This window comes from Sphingomonas sp. 67-41 (assembly GCF_001899725.1).
Lineage (GTDB): Bacteria > Pseudomonadota > Alphaproteobacteria > Sphingomonadales > Sphingomonadaceae > Sphingomonas > Sphingomonas leidyi.
The window spans coordinates 599,873-617,108 of sequence record NZ_MKWJ01000022.1; the positions used below are offsets into that span (position 1 = coordinate 599,873).

Here is a 17,236-nt window from a genome sequence, read left to right on the forward strand (position 1 = left end):
GAATCGCGCGATTCCGTGCGATTCCCGCGCAATCAAATGTTACGCTGCGGTAGATTTTTGTGCAGATGCGAAAGGGTGCCCAAAAAACGGGCAGAATTTGTTGCGAGGCCGGTTCGATCCCGCGGGCCGGCGCGCGGGCGTCGCCGGATGCGGCGCCGTGCGGGATCGGCTATGGCGGCGTGGTGACGCTTGCCATCTTCCTCTCCGCGCTTGCGATGACGGCGATCGTCGGCGTCCGCTATCTGCTGGCGAGCGGGGGCTTCGCGCTGGCGACCCGGCTGCGGCATCCCGGCCTGTATCGCGGGCTCGATCGCCAGATCCGCCGCGAGATCGGCTGGAGCCTCGCCTCCGCGGCGATCTATGGCGTGCCGGCCGGCATCGTCGCCTGGGGCTGGGCCCATCGCGGCTGGACGCGGATCTATGCCGATGTCCATGCCTTCCCGCTCTGGTATCTCCCCGTCGCGGTGCTGCTCTATCTGCTCGCGCACGATGCCTGGTTCTACTGGACGCACCGCTGGATGCACCGGCCGGCGCTCTTCCGCCGCATGCATATCGTCCATCACGCCAGTCGCCCGCCCACCGCCTGGGCGGCGATGAGTTTCCATCCGTTCGAGGCGATCACTGGCGCGGTGGTGATTCCCGGCCTCGTCTTCCTGATCCCCATCCATGTCGGCGCATTGGGGCTGGTGCTGGCGATCATGACGGTGATGGGCGTCACCAACCATATGGGCTGGGAGGTCTGGCCGCGCTGGGTCTGGCGCGGGCCGCTCGGTGCCTGGCTGATCACCGCCAGCCATCACCAGCGCCACCATGAGCGCTATCACTGCAATTTCGGCCTCTATTTCCGCCATTGGGACCGGCTGTGCGGCACCGATGCCGGGCTCGGCGGCTTCGTGCCGCCCGAAGGCCCCAACCGGTCCTGATTCGCTGCCGATCGCAGGAACCGGGTTTGCGCAGGCTGCGTTTCGCAGCTGCAACATTCGGGAAACCCAGTTCATGCGTATCCACTCTGTCGCGCCCTTCGCGGCGCTGTGTCTCGTCGCCGTCCCCGCCGCCGCGCAGGACGAGGCGCCGCCCGCCCCGCGCGCGAAGGGCGATTTCGCGATGATCGGCGTCGGCGCGGCGGTGCTGCCCGATTACGAAGGCTCGAACGACTATCGCTTCGCGCCCGTGCCGTTCGCCATCGGCAAGCTTTCGGGGTTCGGCTTCGAACTCGCGGGCACCCGGCTGAGCATCGACCTGATCCCCGATCGCTCGGCCAGCGGCCTCGATTTCCAGGCCGGTCCCACGGTCAACGTCAATTTCAATCGCACCAGCATCGGGGCCATCGCGGATCCGCGGATCCGGGCGCTGGGCAAGCTCGACGCGGCGATCGAGGTCGGCGGTTTTGTCGGCGTCGCCAAGACCGGGGTGTTCACCAGCGATTACGACCGGATCGCCTTTCGCGCTTCCTATCGCCATGACGTGGCCGGCGTGTCCAGGGCGGGCGTGTTCAACCCGTCGATCACCTACATGACCCCGCTCAGCCGCAAGGCGATGGTCGGGCTGTTCCTCTCTGCGACACGGGTGGAGAAGGGCTATGCCACCACCTATTTCGGCGTGACCCCGGCCGGCTCGGCCGCCAGCGGCCTGGCCGTGTGGAACCCCAGGGGCGGCTGGAAGGACTGGACCGCGGGCCTGGGCGGCGCGGTGTCGCTCAACGGCGACCTGACGCACGGCCTCCAGCTCTTCGCGGGCGGCACCTATCGCAGGCTGATCGGCGATTTCGGCGATTCGCCGATCGTCCGCACCGCCGGAGCGCGCGGCCAGTGGCTGGGCGCGGCCGGTCTCGCCTATAGTTTCTGAGCCGCTGGACCTGGCGCGCCCGAGCGCCTAAGAGTCCGGCCATCCCCGGGGGAGCGCTGATGCGCGCTTGAGAGGAAGGCTGCAGCCTTCGACCCGCTGAACCTGATCCGGTTGAGACCGGCGTAGGGAGGGAGCGGCCTTTACCCGAAGACCGTCCTCTCCCGCCATGGAGAAGACGAATGGCCGACATCCCCGCCAAGACCGAACTCGCCGTCACCACCGGCGCGATCCGCGGCTCGAAGAAGATCCATGTCGGCCCGCTGAAGGTCGCGATGCGCGAGATCCATCTCGAGCCGAGTTCGGGCGAGCCGCCGGTCCGCGTCTACGACACCTCGGGTCCCTATACCGATCCCGACGCCCGTATCGATATCATGGCCGGCCTGCCCGAGCTCCGCCGCGACTGGATCCGCGCGCGCGGCGACGTCGTGGAAGTGCCGCAGCGCGAGGTCCGCCCCGAGGACAACGGCCAGCTCGGCCCCGATCGCTCGGGCGGCGTCCAGCCCTTCCCGAACGTCCGCAAGCAGGTGCTGCGGGCCAAGCCGGGCATGAACGTCTCGCAGATGCACTATGCCCGGCGCGGCATCGTCACGCCCGAGATGGAATATGTCGCCGAGCGCGAGAATCTCGGCCGCGAGCGACTCAAGGAATATGCCCGCGACGGCCAGAGCTGGGGCGCCGCGATCCCCGATTACGTGACCCCCGAGTTCGTCCGCGACGAGGTCGCCCGTGGCCGCGCGATCATCCCCAACAACATCAACCACCCGGAATCGGAGCCGATGGCGATCGGCCGCAACTTCCTGGTCAAGATCAACGCCAATATCGGCAACTCCGCCGTCGCCTCGAACGTGGCGCAGGAAGTCGACAAGATGGTCTGGGCGATCCGCTGGGGCGCCGACACGATCATGGACCTGTCGACCGGACGCAACATCCACGACACGCGCGAATGGATCCTGCGCAACGCGCCGGTGCCGGTCGGCACCGTGCCGATCTACCAGGCGCTGGAGAAGGTCGGCGGCATCGCCGAGGACCTCACCTGGGAGATCTTCCGCGACACGCTGATCGAGCAGGCCGAGCAGGGCGTCGACTATTTCACCATCCATGCCGGCGTCCGCCTGCCCTATGTGCCGCTCACCGCGAAGCGCGTCACCGGCATCGTCAGCCGCGGCGGCTCGATCATGGCGAAATGGTGCCTGGCGCACCACAAGGAGAGCTTCCTCTACGAGAAGTTCGACGAGATCACCGAGATCATGAAGGCGTATGACATCGCCTATTCGCTCGGCGACGGCCTGCGCCCCGGCAGCATCGCCGATGCGAACGACGAGGCGCAATTCGCCGAGCTCTACACGCTGGGCGAGCTGACGAAGCGCGCCTGGGCGCAGGACGTGCAGGTGATGATCGAGGGCCCCGGCCATGTGCCGATGCACAAGATCAAGGAGAATATGGACAAGCAGCTGGAGAGCTGCGGCGAGGCGCCCTTCTACACGCTCGGGCCGCTCACCACCGACATCGCGCCCGGTTACGACCATATCACCAGCGGCATCGGCGCCGCGATGATCGGCTGGTACGGCACCGCGATGCTCTGCTACGTCACGCCCAAGGAGCATCTGGGCCTGCCGGACCGCGACGACGTCAAGGTCGGCGTCGTCACCTACAAGCTCGCCGCCCATGCCGCCGACCTTGCCAAGGGCCATCCGGCCGCCAAGGTCCGCGACGATGCGCTGAGCCGCGCCCGCTTCGAGTTCCGCTGGCGCGACCAGTTCAACCTGTCGCTCGATCCCGACACGGCCGAACGGTATCACGATCAGACGCTGCCGGCCGAAGGCGCCAAGACCGCCCATTTCTGCTCGATGTGCGGCCCCAAATTCTGCTCGATGAAGATCACCCAGGAAGTGCGCGACTTTGCCGCGAAGCAGAATGCCCCGGTCCAGGGTTTCCTTGCGGCCGAGGACGCCGAAGCGGGCATGGCCGCGATGTCGCAGCTCTACCACGAGACCGGCCGCGAGCTTTACATGGGCCAGGGCGACCGCGAGCACGATTGAGGCAGCGCAAACGGGCCGGTTCGGTCGGCGCAGGCCGCCGCCTGCCGAGCAGCCGCTCGGCAAGTGGCGCTGCGCCACGCGCGGCGATCTCCCTGTCGGGCTGATGGCGCCCGCCGCCTTCGCGCCCGATCCGTGGCCCCTGGACCGGTTGGCTCCGCAACAGGCTGGAGACCTATCTCGGGGATACGCCGCGGGGCCTTGACTCGATCGGAACATATTGGGAACTTCCGGGCTCTTCCAAGCTGGAGCCACGCATGTCCGATCCCGTCGAGCCTTGCCGCGATTTCGATTTCCAGCAGGGGCGCTGGAACGTCCGGCATCGCCGGCTCAAGGCCCGGCTGGCGGGTTGCTCCGAGTGGGAGGAATTCGCCGGCACCAGCGAGCAGCGCCCGCTGCTCGGCGGCAACGGCAATGTCGAGGACAATCTGCTCCATCTGCCCGGTGGGAGCTATCGTGCCGTGGCGCTGCGCTCCTATGATCCGGCGAGCGCCAGCTGGGCGATCTGGTGGCTCGACGGCCGCGCCCCCCACAGGCTCGACGTGCCGGTGATCGGCCGGTTCGAGCATGGCGTGGGCAGCTTCTACGCGGACGACCTGCTGGACGGCCGCTCCGTGCGCCTGCGGTTCCTCTGGCTGGGGACCGACGGCGATGCCCCGCGCTGGGAGCAGGCCCTGTCGCCGGACGGCGGGGCAAGCTGGGAGACCAACTGGACGATGGACTTCACCCGCGCCTGATCCGATCCCCGCCCCGGCGGAATCATCTCCGGAACGGATGAGCCTGCGTCCATTCCCGATGCATTGGGCGCTATTCCCCCGGGCATTCGCATCGGGGAGAGGGCATGGCGCGCGGCGGGAAACGATGGGCTGGAGCATTGCTCCTCTTCGGCGGGCTCGCCCCCGCCGCCGTGGCGCAGGAGCGGATCGCGCGCACCCCGGATTTCTCCGCGGTGACCACCGATGCGATGGCGCGCCGGCTCGTACGCGAGGGGCAACTGGTTGCGATCCGCCCCTTCCCGGGCGGTCCGGACGATATCGGCTATCTTTCGCCCGCGGCGGAGGCGGCGCGCCGGCACTTCATCGGCATGCTCGGCCGCTTCGCCGAGCAGGACCTGATCGACAGTCTGGAGGTCCTGCCCGAATATCGCGGCGAGAGCATCGTGCCCGTGCGCCTGCGCTTCCGTGCCGATCATAGCCGCGGCGGTGGTGCGCCGTTCGAGGCCGTGGTCGAGATCTGGTGATCGCCCGCCCCGGCGACGGCGCGCTGGCGTCGGAGCGGGCGCCGGTGCAGGCTGCCGCCCGGCCGGGCCGCGAGAGCGAGGCAGCGGCGATACAGGGTGGAGGCAGACAATGGCACGGGGCACGAAGCGGAACATCGGCGGCGCGGCGAAGCGGGGGGGAGGGCGCCGCGCCATGGGGCTGGTCGCGACGGTGCTGGCCTGCCTGCCTGCCGCCGCGCAGGCCCAGCGCGGCGCGATGACCGTGATCATGCCGGAGAATTCCGGCGCCAGGGCCGCGCAGGAGGATTGGGGCTATGCCGAGGCGGTGGTGGCCGGCAACACCATCTATCTTTCGGGCGTGGTCGTGGGGCTCGCGCCGGGCGAGACCGATCTCGATGCCGCGTTCGACCGCGCGTTCCGCAGGATCGAGGCGACGTTGAAGCGTGCCGGAGCGAGCTGGGACGATGTGGTGGACATCACCAGCTTCCATACCGACATCCTGCCCCAGATCGCGGCGATGAAGCGAGTCAAGCATCGCTATGTCCATGCGCCCTATCCCGCCTGGACCGCGATCGACGTCGACCGCCTGCTGCCCGACAAGGGGCTGACGGAGATCAAGATCGTCGCGGTGAAGCGCTAGGTTGAGAACCCGGACAAGTCTCTGATTTTCCGGCGTGATCCCGCCTGCGCGGGGATGGCGGAAACGAATATGCGGCCCCGACCTGGATCGGGCGCGCATATCCCCCGTCATTCCCGCGGCCGCAACGTGCCTTCGATCATGGGCACCAGGCCGATCCAGTCGTGCGGCAGCCGGGCGATGAGGAAGCGTTCGATGCTGTAACCGGGGTCGGCAAGGATCGTCTGCGCCGTCCGCACTGCGCCGTGATGGGCGCGGCAGCCATCCGATCGGATCGTATAGAGGAATCCGCGATAGCCGAGCGCCGGGGGCGCTTCCCAGGCCGTGCCTGCTGCAAGGACATCGTGCAGCGCGACCAGGGCGGCGGCGGCTTGCGCGTCGAGCTGCCAGACCGGATTGGGCCGGCCACTGAAGACATCGAGCTCGACGCGCATCACCTGGTTCAGTTGATCACCACCGATTTGCCTGCATAGAAGAAGTCGCAGAAATTGGTGTACGGCCCTCGCGCGCAGGTCTGCGGATCGGTGATCAGCACGCCGTTGCTGTCATAGTTGCGTGCTGCCGTGCTGCCTGGCTTGTGACCCCAGAAGCCGCCGCGCTGATGGCGATACCAGTGATAGTCATAGCCCGGCGCGATCACCAGCGCCATCAGGCGGCGGGGATATTCGCTTTGCGGCAGACAGTTGCACCGCTTCTTGAGGCCATCCGCCATCGCAGCCGCCGTCACCGTGTTGCAGGCCATGATGGACGTTCCCGCGCCATGCGCCCGGCCCGGCTGGGCAAAGGTGTTGGTGCGCCAGTTCCGCGCGTAATTGTAGCAGTTATTGTAGGGCTGGGTCGCCGGATTGTTCCAGAAGGCGGGATTATACTGGCTGACCTCATATTGGCACTGGCTGCACTTGCTGTCGGGAATGGTGGTGATGAGCGGGTTGCTCGGAGGCGGGGGCGGAGGCGGGGGTCCCGGCGGTTTCCGCATCAGGCGCGCCGTCACCTGCATCCATTCCAGCGCAGTCTCGCGCAGCTTCTCGTCGAGCGGCGTCACGGCGTGCTCGACCAGCCGGACCTCGGAGCGGAGCGGCATGGTCTCGATGAGCAGGCGCGCAAGCTCGCCCGCGGCATCGAGATTCTCCTTTCCCGTCGGCCCCACCGCGAATTTCTGCGGGAGCCCGCGCGGCGCCCGGACGTCGTCGAGGATATTCTCGACGCGAACCTCGCGGAAGCCGAGCCCGTTATATCCCGCGCCGGTCTTGGTCACCGCCGCGCGCATTTCACGGGCGGCACCGAGCAGCTTCCTGGCTGCCTCTTCCTCCGTGATCATCCAGACCGGATTGGGCCGGCCCGAGAACATATCCACTTCAATGCGTAGCATGATCGATTCTCCCCAGTAGAAGAATTTGCGTCATGCGACCCGCGAACTGTCGAAGAATATTATTGGCGGACCCGAGTTATCACGCGGAGTTTCGTTGCAATTCGTCAACGACTCGACGCATGGAGGCGATAGATAATCACCGTATTCGGGTTCAGGCAATCAAATACCCTGGAAGAATAGTCCATTTTGGGTAACAGCCTCTTCGGCGGGTGCGTCCAAACGGCCGCCACCTGATATGATCCGGAGGCAAGGTGTCCCAACTCGCGCATATCGCCCTCATCGTCCGCGACTATGACGAGGCGCTCGCCTTCTATGTCGGCACGCTGGGCTTCACGCTGGTCGAGGACAGCTACCAGCCCGAGCAGGACAAGCGCTGGGTCACGATCCGCCCGCCCGGCGCGCCGGAAGGGGCCACCACCATCCTGCTCGCTCGCGCCGCCTCGCCGGAACAGGAGGCCGCGATCGGCAACCAGGCCGCGGGCCGGGTCTTCCTGTTCCTCGCCACCGACGATTTCGAGCGCGACCATGCCGCCTTCGCCGCGGCCGGGGTTCGCTTCGTCCGGCCGCCGGCCGAGCAGCCCTATGGCAAGGTCGCGGTGTTCGAGGATCTCTACGGCAATCGCTGGGACCTGATCGCATTCGCTCCACGCTGAAGACGGCGGCGGTCCATCGATGCTAGCGTGTCCGTCCGAAAGGAGCCCCCGCGCATGGACAATGAATCGCACCCCCTGCTCGCGCCGCAGACCGCCCGCACCACGCTCCGCGTCGGCGATCGCTTCGTGATGGAGGCGGAGGCGCGCGCCACCCCGCTCGGGCTGCTCGCGGCCGGGGGGATAGTCGCGGCGATCCTGCTCGCGATTCCGCCGATCGTGCGCGCCAGGCGAACCCAAAGGGCGCTTCCGCCGCCCCAGGTCTGACAATCCCGCGATCCCGGTGGGTGCCCCGGCGCCATCCGGACGGCGCCTGTGCCGGATCGGCCGCTCAGATGCCCCGGCGGCGCTTCCAGTCGAGCGCCACGCCGATGCGCTGGTCCCAGCTGCCGTCCCAGCGAGTCTCCAGTCCATGCGCCTCGAGCTCGGCGACGATCGCGCGCGCGACCGCCAGCGCCGCATCCTCGCCCTCGTCGCAGGCACCATAGTTGAGATACAGCCCGCCGCCGTCCACGGCGCTTTCGGTGTCCTGCATATGGTAGAAGGCATAGCCGCGTGCCGGCCCCCCGGCATCCTCTGCCCCGCGCACCTCGTCCCAGATCTCGGTCGCGCCGCAATTGCCGCAGCAGCTGAAGTTCTGGCGGGCGATCACGCCGCTCTCCTCCAGCGCGGCGAAGGCGGCGTCGAGCCGGTCGCAATCGGTCTCGTCGGGCCAGAGCCGCTCGACGGCGCGCTGCTCGGCCAGCGCCTGGCGAAGCAGCTTCTGCGCGAGCGGGCGCAGTTCGTCGGGAGACAGGTCGTCGGCAAAGGCGTCGGACGCGTTGGTCAGGATCGCGTCCTCGTCATAGAAGCCGCTCGCCACGTCGCGGCGGATCTGGTCGCGCACCCATTCGGTCTTCTCGGCCAGCGGCGTTGCCGGGGGTGCCAGCGCGGCCTCCGGCTGCGGCGCGGCACGCTTGCCGAACAGGCGGCCGAACAGCGACTTCATTGCTTCCTCCATCGTCGGGAGGGGAAGATAGCAACCCCGGGGCCCCGCGCCTATGCCGCGTGCCGCAAAAACGGATCAGAACATGCCCGGCACGTCGCGCTGCGGCACGCTCGGCTGGGCAGGCGCGAGCAGTTCATGGGCCGCCGCGCTGCCCGTCTCGGTGGCGCTCCTCGCGGCGGCGGTGGCGGTCACGGCGCTGATCGGGGTGCAGCTCTTGCCCTGGATGAAGTCGAGTGCGGCGCGAGTCGACGCTTCGCGCGGATCGCCCATGGGATAGGCGATGTCGTCCGATGCGCGGCAGCTTGCCCGCACCGTACCGGCAAGCCCGGTGAAATAGGCGCCCTGGTGATCGCGATTCTGCAAGGCGAAGGCGATGATGCGGAACCGGTCGTCGCAGGCGGTCTTGTCGATGGCGATCTGGCCCACCGGCTTGCCATAGGTGTTGGTGCCGACCAGCGCGAGGTTGGTGCCGAGATAGGGCAGCATGCCGGCGACGATGAGCTCGCTGGCCGATGCGGTGCTGGACGTGCCGATAAAGGCGACCCGGGTCGGCGCGATCGACTGGGTCTGGGGAGCGAAATAGGCGGTGCTGTTCTCCGCCGACTTGCTCGGACGGAAGGTCATATAGTCGAACACGTCCGAAGTCGCCCGGTTCGCGCCCATCAGGTTGCCCATCAGTTCGGCGATCGAGACGAGCCCGCCGCCATTGTAGCGCACATCGACGATCACTTCGGTCACGCCGGCGGCGCGGAACTGGGCGAAGGCGGCGCGCAGCGGCGAATCGGCGGTGTTGATGAAGGTGCGCAGGTTGACATAGCCGACGCGGTGGCCGCCATCGTCGATGATCTTGGCGCCATAGCGCGAGGAGACCGGAGCGAGCGCATAGTCGGTCTTCGCGATGGTCACCACGCGGGTGCCGCCGGCGGCGTCGTTCACGCGCATGGTGCGGCTGGTGCCGGCGGTGTTGGGGCCGAGCGCGTCGGTCAGCGCGGCGGTGCCGCCGCCGGCGAGGATGTCGCTCACGTTGCGCAGGTTGGCGGCGCTGGTGCCGATCGCCTGAATCTCGGTGCCGCGGTCGATCCCGGCGGTGAGCGCGCTGGTGCCCTCGAACGTCTCGGCGGAGTAGAGCCGGTTGCCGTCGAGATAGAGGCGGAAGCCGAAGCCCGCGCTCGAGCCCGAATTATAATAGGCATTCTCCTCGGCGATCGAGGTGACGTAGGTGAAATAGCGGTCGCGCCCCTGGGCCCGCGCAGTGGCGGTGAGCGCGTCGACATAGGCGCCGACGCTGGCATAGGGCGTGGGGTCGAGGCTGGCGGGCAGCGTCTCGGGGAAGAGATACCATTCGTTGAGCTGCGCGGCGGCCCAGTCCTGGCGCTCCCGCAGCGTGCAGCCCGCGGCGGTCGGCGTGGGCGTGGTCGGCGTCGGAGTTACGCTGCCGGTCGATCCGCCGCCGCCCGAGACCGATCCGCCGCCCCCGCCGCTACAGGCAGAAAGGGAAAGCGCGATCAGGGCAGTCAGGGTACGACGCATGCAAAGTCTCCTCGGCGATCAGCGTAAGTCAAGCGCGGGACCAAGTCATCCGGTCGTATGTGCGAAATTCAGTCCCGAAGCGGCGGCAATGCCCAGTCGATCGGTTTCATGCCCCGGCTCTTCAGGAATTCATTGGCCTTCGAAAAGTGCCGGCTGCCGAAAAAGCCCGAATGGGCGGAAAGGGGGGATGGATGCGGCGCCTTGAGCACCAGATGACGGCCGCCGCGATCGATCGAATCGACGAACGCCGCCTTTTTCTGGGCATGGCTGCCCCAGAGCAGGAAGACCACCGGCTCGGCCCGGGCGTTGACGAGGCGGATCACCGCATCGGTGAACCGCTCCCAGCCGCGCCCCTGATGCGATGCGGCCATGCCCATCTGCACGGTGAGCACCGCGTTGAGGAGGAGCACGCCCTGATTCGCCCAATGTTCGAGGAAGCCGTGCCGCGCCGGCGCGATGCCCAGATCGGCCTCCATCTCCTTGTAGATGTTGACCAGGCTGGGCGGGGTGCGCACGCCCGGCCGCACCGAGAAGCACAGCCCGTGCGCCTGGCCCTCGCCATGATAGGGATCCTGGCCGAGGATGACGACGCGAACGTCCCCGAGCGGCGTCAGGTCGAGCGCGCGGAACCATTCGCTGCCCGCCGGGAAGATGCGCTTGCCCGCCGCCTTTTCGGCGACGAGGAACTGGCGCAGCGCCGCCATGTACGGATCGGCGAACTCGCCCTGCAGCGGTTCGAGCCAGCTCGGATGGAGTTTCACCTCGGCCATGGCCTCCTGTCCGAAAGCCGTGCGGTCCTGTCAATCGCTCCGCGCGCGGCAATCGGTCCGCAACGGACAATGCGCGCAGTCGGCGGCATCGAACCGGCACAGCGTCTGGCCGAGCTTCTTGGTGCCGATATGGAAGTCGAGAAAGTCGCGGCCCTGCCATTCGGGCATCGCCCGGGTCACGGCCTCGCTCGCGGCGCGGCCCTCGGCGCCGCGGCGGACGAAACCGGTGCGCTGGAGCACGCGCAGCACATGGCTGTCGACGATCAGCACCGGGCGGTCGAGCGTGCTGGCATTGAGCGTGGCGGCGGCGACCTTGCGGCCGACCCCCGGCAGCCGCTCGAGCCAGGCCAGCGCGTCGTCGAGCGGAAGGTCGCCGAGAAAGCCGAGGTCGAACCCCCGGCGCTCCGCCGCGATCCGCCCGAGCGCGCGAGTCACATAGCGCGCCTTGTCCTCGGCATGGGTGACCGCGCCGATGCAGCGCAGCACTTCGCCCGGCCCCGCGGCGAGCACGCGCGCCGGCGTGGCGAACGCGGCGACGAGCCGGTCATAGGCGGCCAGCGACACCGCGTCCCTGGTCCGCCCGCTGATCATCGACTTGACCAGCGCCCCGATCGGCGAGCGCCGGGGTAGCGGTCCGGCCGAAGCGCGGATAGGCTCCAGCGCGCGCTGCCAGCGCTGGATGTCGTCGTGCCCGCAGAATCCGAAGCCCGATTGCATGACGGCAGATTGGAACAAAATAAGAACAATGGCAATGGGCCAGCCTGCACATTGTCCATGGCAAGAGGAGGAGAGCCGATGCCGTTCACCGGAAGCTGCCATTGCGGCGCGATCGCCTATACGGTCGCGGAGGATCCGCCCGGCCAGGCGATGCAGTGCAATTGCTCGATCTGCCGCCGCAAGGCGCCGCTCCACCACTTCACCACGCCGGAGCGGTTCACCCTTCACACCCCGCGCGAGGCGGTGGCGACCTATCGCTTCAACCATCACGTCATCGATCATCACTTCTGCCGGAACTGCGGCGTCGCGCCCTTTGCCGAGGGCCAGGGGCCGAACGGACCGATGGTGGAGATCAACCTGCGCTGCGCCGACGGGATCGACCTCGATGCCCTCAACGTGCAGCGCTATGACGGAGCGAGCCGTTGATGCCGGTGCTGGCCGCCGCGTCGCAGCCGCGCTAGGCGGGGCTTGTGCTGCACCTTCTCGCCACCGCACTCGCCTTCGCCTTGCCGGTCCAGGACGTGGCCGCCGATGCCCTGGCGCGGCGTGCGCGCTCCAACGCCCGGCTCGTGACGGAGGGCGTGCCGGTCAATGCCGGCCTGCCGGTGATCGAATCGGAGGCGGAGGCACGCCGCCCCGCCGCCGAGGAGGTCGCGATTCGGGCGCTGGCGCTGCTTGCGGTGTCGATGAAGGGCGGTGGCGCGCCCGAGCGGGAGTGGCGCGGTTTCGTCACGCGCTACGATCTGGCCGCCGCCTTCAGTCCGGATGAAGCCCGTTTCCTCGCCGATCCCGCTCCGAGTGAGGCAGACCGCGTCGCCTTCTCCTGGCGGAACGAGGCGGCATGCACGTTGCTCTGGGCAGTGGGCAAGGCGGCCATGCTGGAGCGCCCTGAACGGGAGTGCGATCCCGAGCCGGTGCGCGCCATCCTGAAGCAGGATCGCAAGGCCTATCTGGCCGATGTCCGTCTCCGGCCGATCGGGGAGATCCTCGATCAGGCCGACCGCGTCTATCGCTACCGCTGGGCGCTGGTCGACCGGCAGGTCGGTGGCCAGCCGGTTCCCCCCTGGCTCAATCCCGACATCGCGATGGAGCGCCATCAGGCGCTGAACTGGCTCGTCCAGAATCCCATGGTCCCATGGGACGATGTCTCCCTCGACACCTGAGATCCGAACATGCATCTCTCCCATGATCCCGCCGCCCCGGCCGCCGAGACGATCGGCTTCGACCAGTTCCTTGCCGTCGACATCCGCGTCGGCACGATCGTCGAGGCGCTGCCTTTTCCGGAAGCGCGCAAGCCGGCCTACAAGCTGCTCATCGATTTCGGCCCCACGATCGGCCGCAAGCGCTCCTCGGCGCAGATCACCGAGCATTACGCGCTGGAGGAACTGCCCGGGCGCCAGGTTGCCGCAGTGGTCAACTTCCCGCCGCGCCAGATCGGCAAGTTCATGTCCGAGGTGCTGACGCTCGGCTTTCCCGACGCGGCCGGCAAGGTGGTGCTGTTCCATCCCTCCATGCCGGTGCCCGATGGCGGCCGGCTCTTCTGATCGGTAGCGTTAACATTTTTCGTTGAAACGTTCCGGACACAGGCATAGCCTCGCCGCAAAATAACGAGGGGAGGCAAATATGACCAAGCGACTGGCGCTCGCCGCCATGGCCTTGTCGATTCCGGCGGGGCTCGCATCCGCACCGCTCGCCGCGCAGGACGCGGCGCCGGAGCCCGAAATACTCAACAACGCCGATCCGGACAGCTTCCAGGTCTATGGCCTGCCGGGCGGGGCCAAGCCGGCGTCGATCAAGGATGCCAAGGTCCAGTTCGGCAAGGCGATCCGGATCGAGACGCCAGGGGGCGGCAATGTCTGGAGCGTCGGAGTGAACGCGCCGCTCCAGGCGGGAGCGAAGAAGGGCGACAAGCTGCTCATCGCCTTCTACGCGCGGGTGGCGAAGCCGGCCGAAGGCGCCGCCACCGCGACGATCGCCTCGGCCCAGCTCCAGCTTGCCGCGGCACCCTATACCAGGCTGTTCGGCGAGGGCGTCACGGTCGGGCCCGAGTGGAAGCTCTACAAGGTCGCCGGCCATGCCGATCGCGACTATGCCAAGGGCGAGCTTGCCGCGGCGCTGCACATCAACACCGCTAGGCAGACGCTCGACATCGGCGCGATGGCGGTGCTGGACTTCGGCCAGAAGCCCTGAGCCGCGTGTGGAAGGGAAGGCCGCGGTTGCGTCGCGGCCATGCATGGGCCAGTTCGTCCCGACGATAGATATCCGGAGAGCGAACGCGTGGCTGACGAACCCATCAAAGGACCGGCTTCCTATTTCCCGTCCATCGAGAAGAAATATGGGCGGCCCATCGGCGAATGGCAGGCACTGGTGCGCAAGGCGCTGCCGGCGAAGCACATGGAACTGGTCGCCATGCTGAAGGACGAGCACGGCATGGGCCATGGGCATGCCAATGCCGTGGTCGCCCATGTGCTGGCGTCGGACAAGGACTAGGCGCGTACCACCGTGACCAGATAGTTCAGCGCCTCGCCGGTGCCGGTCACGAAGCCGCGCGCCGGCGAGAAGCCCAGGCCGGTGCGGTCGATCACCTTCAGCCCGGCGGCGGCCAGCAGTTCCTCCAGCTCCTCGGGGCGGAGGAACTTGCGCCAGTCGTGCGTCCCCGGCGGGATCGCGCCCATGCCCTCGGCCAGGGTGATCATCGCCAGGTGCGAGGCGAGCGTGCGGTTGGGGGTGGAGAGGATCATCAGCCCGCCCTCGGCCAGCGCGCCCGCCAGCGCGGCGACGAACGCTGCCGGATCGGTGACGTGCTCGATCACTTCCATCGAAGTGACGAGGTCGAAGGTCCGCCCGGGCAGGTCCTCGATCCCGCCGGCGACATATTCGATGGCGAGCCCCGTGGCGGCGGCGTGCGCGCGGGCGGCGCCGATATTCTCCGGCGCGGCGTCGATTCCGGTCACCGCCGCGCCCAGTCGGGCGAGCGGTTCGGCGAGCAGACCGGCGCCGCAGCCGACATCGATCGCGGCCTTGCCCGCCAGCGGCGTGAAGCGGGCGGAATCGCCGCCCCAATGCGCATCGACCGCGGCGCGGACATAGCCCAGCCGCGCCGGATTGAGCCGGTGCAGCATCGCCGAGGAGCCCTTCGGATTCCACCAGTCCGCGGCGAGCTTGCCGAAATGCTCAGCTTCACGCGGGTCAATCGTAGCTTTGGTTGCGCTTGCCATGCGCCGCTCCTATCAGGGCGCCCCATCATCGTCATCCCCGCGAGAGCAGGGACCCAGGCCCGCAAAGCAGACAGGCTCTTTTCCATGGCGCGTATCGTGATGAAGTTCGGCGGCACTTCGATGGCTGGCATCGAGCGCATCCGGAGCGTCGCGGCGCGGGTCAAGCGCGAATGGGAAGCCGGCAACCAGGTGGCGGTGGTCGTCTCGGCCATGGCCGGCGAGACGGACCGGCTGGTCAATTTCTGCCGCGAGGCGAGCTCGCTCTACGATCCGCGCGAATATGACGTGGTCGTGTCGAGCGGCGAGCAGATCACTTCCGGCCTGCTCGCGGTCGCGCTCCAGGCGATCGGCGTGCCCGCGCGTTCCTGGCTCGGTTCGCAAGTGGCGATCCACACCGATGCCGCGCATGCCAAGGCGCGCATCCGCTCGATCGATTCCGCCGGACTCGAAGCGGGCTGGTCGCGCGGCGAGGTCGCGGTGATCCCCGGCTTCCAGGGCATCGCCAATGACGGCAGCAACCGCGTCACCACGCTCGGGCGCGGCGGGTCGGACACTTCGGCGGTGGCGGTGGCGGCGGCGGTGAAGGCCGATCGCTGCGACATCTATACCGACGTGGACGGTGTCTACACCACCGATCCGCGCATCGTCCCCCGGGCCCGCAAGCTCAAGAAGGTGACATACGAGGAGATGCTGGAGCTCGCCAGCGTCGGGGCCAAGGTGCTCCAGACGCGCTCGGTGGGCCTGGCGATGAAGGAACAGGTCCGCGTGCAGGTGCTGTCGTCGTTCACCGGCGACGATGCGCCGATGGCGGACACGCTGCCCGGAACGATGATCGTGGGCGAAGAGGAGATTCAGGACGTGGAAAGCCAGCTCATCACCGGCATCGCGCACGACAAGAACGAAGCGAAGATCACCCTCACCGCGGTGCCGGACAAGCCCGGCGCGGTGGCGACGATCTTCAATCCGCTGGCCGAGGCCAATATCAACGTCGACATGATCATCCAGAACATCGCGCACCAGAGCACGGGTTCGGCAAGCGCGACCGACGTGACCTTCACCGTGCCGGCGGCCGATCTGGCGCGCTCGATCGAAGCGCTCAACCAGGCCAAGGGCTCGATCGGCTTCACCGATCTGCTGCAGGACACCCGCGTCGCCAAGATCTCGGTGGTGGGCGTCGGCATGCGCAGCCATGCGGGCGTGGCCGCGACCATGTTCAAGACGCTCGGCGAGCGCGGAATCAACATCCAGGCGATCACCACGTCGGAGATCAAGGTCAGCGTCCTGATCAACGAGGACGAGACCGAGCTGGCGGTGCGCATCCTCCATACCGCCTATGGCCTCGACGCGACCGACGAAGCGGCCTGATCCGCTTTTCCGCCACCGCCGCAACATGTCGTAACATGCGGCGCGATGCTGCCATGTTTCGGTCGCGCTGCCGCCGTGGCGCAATGGTTGGGGCGAAGGCGTGATGCGGTGGCCCTCCCGTCCCTTCGCCGATTCGGGACTGCTCCGCAGGCGGAGCGCCGCGTTGCTGCTCGCGCTTGCCATCGAGCTGTTGCTGGTGCTGCTCCTGCTCTTCTTCGTGCCGCCGGTGCCGGGCCGCAAGGATGGCGGGCGCACCACCGTGTTCGGGATCGAGGCGTCGAAGGGCGAGGACAGCCCCGACAAGAAGCCAGCCGAAAGGCAGCAGCAGAAGAAGGCCGCGAAGGCCCAGCGTGCCCAGGCCCAGACCCAGCCGCCGCCGCCGGTGCCCGTGCCGATCGAGACGCCGGTGCCGGTGGGGCCGCCGACCTTCCTCAAGCTGAGCCGCAACGATTATCAGCAGGGCGACATCGCCAAGGTGCCCAGCCACGCCTCCACGGCGGATGGCGCGGAGAGCGAAACCGCCGATTCGGGCGGCGGGGGCGGGGCGGGCGACACGCCGACCGCCGGCCGCAAGGGCCGGAACGGCGAGACGCTCTATGTCGCCGAATGGGTGCGCGAGCCGACCAACGCGGAGCTCAATCCCTATGTCAACGAGAATCGCGCGCGCTTCCCCGGCTATGGCCTGGTCGCCTGCCGCACCGTGGCGCGCAACCGGGTCGACGATTGCTATGAGCTGGAAGAGACGCGCGGCACGGGCTTCGCCGGATCGGTTCGCCAGGCTGCGTTCCAGTTCCTCGTCCGCGCCCCGCGGGTGGGCAAGAAGCTGATGGTCGGCGAATGGGTGATGATCCGCATCGACTATCGCCGGACCGTCCGCGAACCCTGACCCTTG

General features: G+C 68.0%; 22 protein-coding genes and 1 riboswitch. Of the genes, 15 read left to right on the forward strand and 7 right to left on the reverse strand.

The window, feature by feature from the left end; genetic code table 11:
* The first annotated feature begins 182 nt into the window (after positions 1-182).
* From BGP17_RS13800 to BGP17_RS13825, 6 genes are all read left to right on the forward strand, one after another.
* On the forward strand, positions 183-923 hold the full coding sequence (locus BGP17_RS13800) for a sterol desaturase family protein (protein WP_286712399.1): 741 nt from the start codon (positions 183-185) through the stop codon (positions 921-923).
* A gap of 73 nt (positions 924-996) precedes the next feature.
* A complete protein-coding gene (locus BGP17_RS13805) occupies positions 997-1,845 on the forward strand; it encodes a MipA/OmpV family protein (protein ID WP_286712400.1) in 849 nt (282 codons plus the stop codon).
* Between the two features lie 36 nt (positions 1,846-1,881).
* Positions 1,882-1,991, forward strand: a riboswitch (TPP riboswitch).
* 33 nt (positions 1,992-2,024) lie between these two features.
* Positions 2,025-3,884, forward strand: a complete 1,860-nt coding sequence (gene thiC, locus BGP17_RS13810) for a phosphomethylpyrimidine synthase ThiC (protein ID WP_286712401.1) — start codon at positions 2,025-2,027, stop codon at positions 3,882-3,884.
* 254 nt (positions 3,885-4,138) lie between these two features.
* Positions 4,139-4,618 (forward strand): DUF1579 domain-containing protein, encoded by a 480-nt coding sequence (locus BGP17_RS13815; protein WP_286712402.1) that lies wholly within the window; start codon positions 4,139-4,141, stop codon positions 4,616-4,618.
* Between the two features lie 137 nt (positions 4,619-4,755).
* Positions 4,756-5,121, forward strand: a complete 366-nt coding sequence (locus BGP17_RS13820) for a hypothetical protein (protein WP_167299983.1) — start codon at positions 4,756-4,758, stop codon at positions 5,119-5,121.
* Positions 5,122-5,230: 109 nt separating this feature from the next.
* Positions 5,231-5,740 carry a Rid family hydrolase gene (locus BGP17_RS13825; RefSeq protein WP_286712403.1) on the forward strand — a complete coding sequence of 170 codons (510 nt, stop codon included), beginning with the start codon at positions 5,231-5,233 and terminating at the stop codon, positions 5,738-5,740.
* Between the two features lie 107 nt (positions 5,741-5,847).
* Here the strand turns inward: BGP17_RS13825 and BGP17_RS13830 are convergent, their stop codons facing one another.
* Entirely contained in the window at positions 5,848-6,171 is a 324-nt protein-coding gene (locus BGP17_RS13830; protein ID WP_286712404.1) for a hypothetical protein, read from the reverse strand.
* A gap of 8 nt (positions 6,172-6,179) precedes the next feature.
* Complete coding sequence (locus BGP17_RS13835) at positions 6,180-7,106, reverse strand: hypothetical protein (RefSeq protein WP_167299980.1); 927 nt, start codon at positions 7,104-7,106, stop codon at positions 6,180-6,182.
* A 251-nt stretch (positions 7,107-7,357) separates the two neighbouring features.
* On the opposite strand from BGP17_RS13835, the gene BGP17_RS13840 reads away from it, so the two are divergent.
* Positions 7,358-7,759 carry a VOC family protein gene (locus BGP17_RS13840; RefSeq protein WP_167299979.1) on the forward strand — a complete coding sequence of 134 codons (402 nt, stop codon included), beginning with the start codon at positions 7,358-7,360 and terminating at the stop codon, positions 7,757-7,759.
* Between the two features lie 54 nt (positions 7,760-7,813).
* A complete protein-coding gene (locus BGP17_RS13845; RefSeq protein WP_167299461.1) occupies positions 7,814-8,023 on the forward strand; it encodes a hypothetical protein in 210 nt (69 codons plus the stop codon).
* 64 nt (positions 8,024-8,087) lie between these two features.
* Here BGP17_RS13845 and BGP17_RS13850 read toward each other — a convergent pair whose 3' ends face one another.
* The 4 genes from BGP17_RS13850 to BGP17_RS13865 all read right to left on the reverse strand — a co-directional run bounded on the left by BGP17_RS13850 (position 8,088) and on the right by BGP17_RS13865 (position 11,761).
* Positions 8,088-8,744 (reverse strand): DUF6891 domain-containing protein, encoded by a 657-nt coding sequence (locus BGP17_RS13850; protein ID WP_286712405.1) that lies wholly within the window; start codon positions 8,742-8,744, stop codon positions 8,088-8,090.
* Between the two features lie 75 nt (positions 8,745-8,819).
* The gene (locus BGP17_RS13855) at positions 8,820-10,274 is read right to left on the reverse strand and encodes a S41 family peptidase (protein ID WP_167299977.1); all 1,455 of its coding nucleotides are present in this window, start codon (positions 10,272-10,274) and stop codon (positions 8,820-8,822) included.
* A 68-nt stretch (positions 10,275-10,342) separates the two neighbouring features.
* Complete coding sequence (ung, locus tag BGP17_RS13860) at positions 10,343-11,044, reverse strand: uracil-DNA glycosylase (protein ID WP_286712406.1); 702 nt, start codon at positions 11,042-11,044, stop codon at positions 10,343-10,345.
* A 30-nt stretch (positions 11,045-11,074) separates the two neighbouring features.
* Positions 11,075-11,761, reverse strand: a complete 687-nt coding sequence (locus tag BGP17_RS13865; RefSeq protein ID WP_286712407.1) for an endonuclease III domain-containing protein — start codon at positions 11,759-11,761, stop codon at positions 11,075-11,077.
* Positions 11,762-11,839: 78 nt separating this feature from the next.
* Between BGP17_RS13865 and BGP17_RS13870 the strand changes: the two genes are divergently transcribed.
* The 5 genes from BGP17_RS13870 (at position 11,840) to BGP17_RS13890 (ending at position 14,251) form a co-directional block, all read left to right on the forward strand.
* Positions 11,840-12,187 (forward strand): GFA family protein, encoded by a 348-nt coding sequence (locus BGP17_RS13870; protein WP_167299974.1) that lies wholly within the window; start codon positions 11,840-11,842, stop codon positions 12,185-12,187.
* Between the two features lie 44 nt (positions 12,188-12,231).
* A complete protein-coding gene (locus BGP17_RS13875; RefSeq protein ID WP_286712408.1) occupies positions 12,232-12,924 on the forward strand; it encodes a DUF4272 domain-containing protein in 693 nt (230 codons plus the stop codon).
* A gap of 9 nt (positions 12,925-12,933) precedes the next feature.
* Positions 12,934-13,305 carry a tRNA-binding protein gene (locus tag BGP17_RS13880; protein ID WP_286712409.1) on the forward strand — a complete coding sequence of 124 codons (372 nt, stop codon included), beginning with the start codon at positions 12,934-12,936 and terminating at the stop codon, positions 13,303-13,305.
* 79 nt (positions 13,306-13,384) lie between these two features.
* Entirely contained in the window at positions 13,385-13,951 is a 567-nt protein-coding gene (locus BGP17_RS13885; RefSeq protein WP_286712410.1) for a hypothetical protein, read from the forward strand.
* An 87-nt stretch (positions 13,952-14,038) separates the two neighbouring features.
* The gene (locus tag BGP17_RS13890; RefSeq protein ID WP_286712411.1) at positions 14,039-14,251 is read left to right on the forward strand and encodes a DUF4287 domain-containing protein; all 213 of its coding nucleotides are present in this window, start codon (positions 14,039-14,041) and stop codon (positions 14,249-14,251) included.
* Here BGP17_RS13890 and ubiG read toward each other — a convergent pair.
* Positions 14,248-14,979, reverse strand: a complete 732-nt coding sequence (ubiG, locus tag BGP17_RS13895; protein ID WP_286712412.1) for a bifunctional 2-polyprenyl-6-hydroxyphenol methylase/3-demethylubiquinol 3-O-methyltransferase UbiG — start codon at positions 14,977-14,979, stop codon at positions 14,248-14,250. The two genes, BGP17_RS13890 and ubiG, sit on opposite strands and share 4 nt — an antisense overlap.
* An 84-nt stretch (positions 14,980-15,063) precedes the next feature.
* Here ubiG and BGP17_RS13900 point away from each other — a divergent pair, with 84 nt between their 5' ends.
* Positions 15,064-16,344 carry an aspartate kinase gene (locus tag BGP17_RS13900; RefSeq protein ID WP_086127871.1) on the forward strand — a complete coding sequence of 427 codons (1,281 nt, stop codon included), beginning with the start codon at positions 15,064-15,066 and terminating at the stop codon, positions 16,342-16,344.
* A 103-nt stretch (positions 16,345-16,447) separates the two neighbouring features.
* Positions 16,448-17,230, forward strand: a complete 783-nt coding sequence (locus BGP17_RS13905; RefSeq protein ID WP_286712413.1) for a hypothetical protein — start codon at positions 16,448-16,450, stop codon at positions 17,228-17,230.
* The last annotated feature ends 6 nt before the right edge of the window (positions 17,231-17,236 follow it).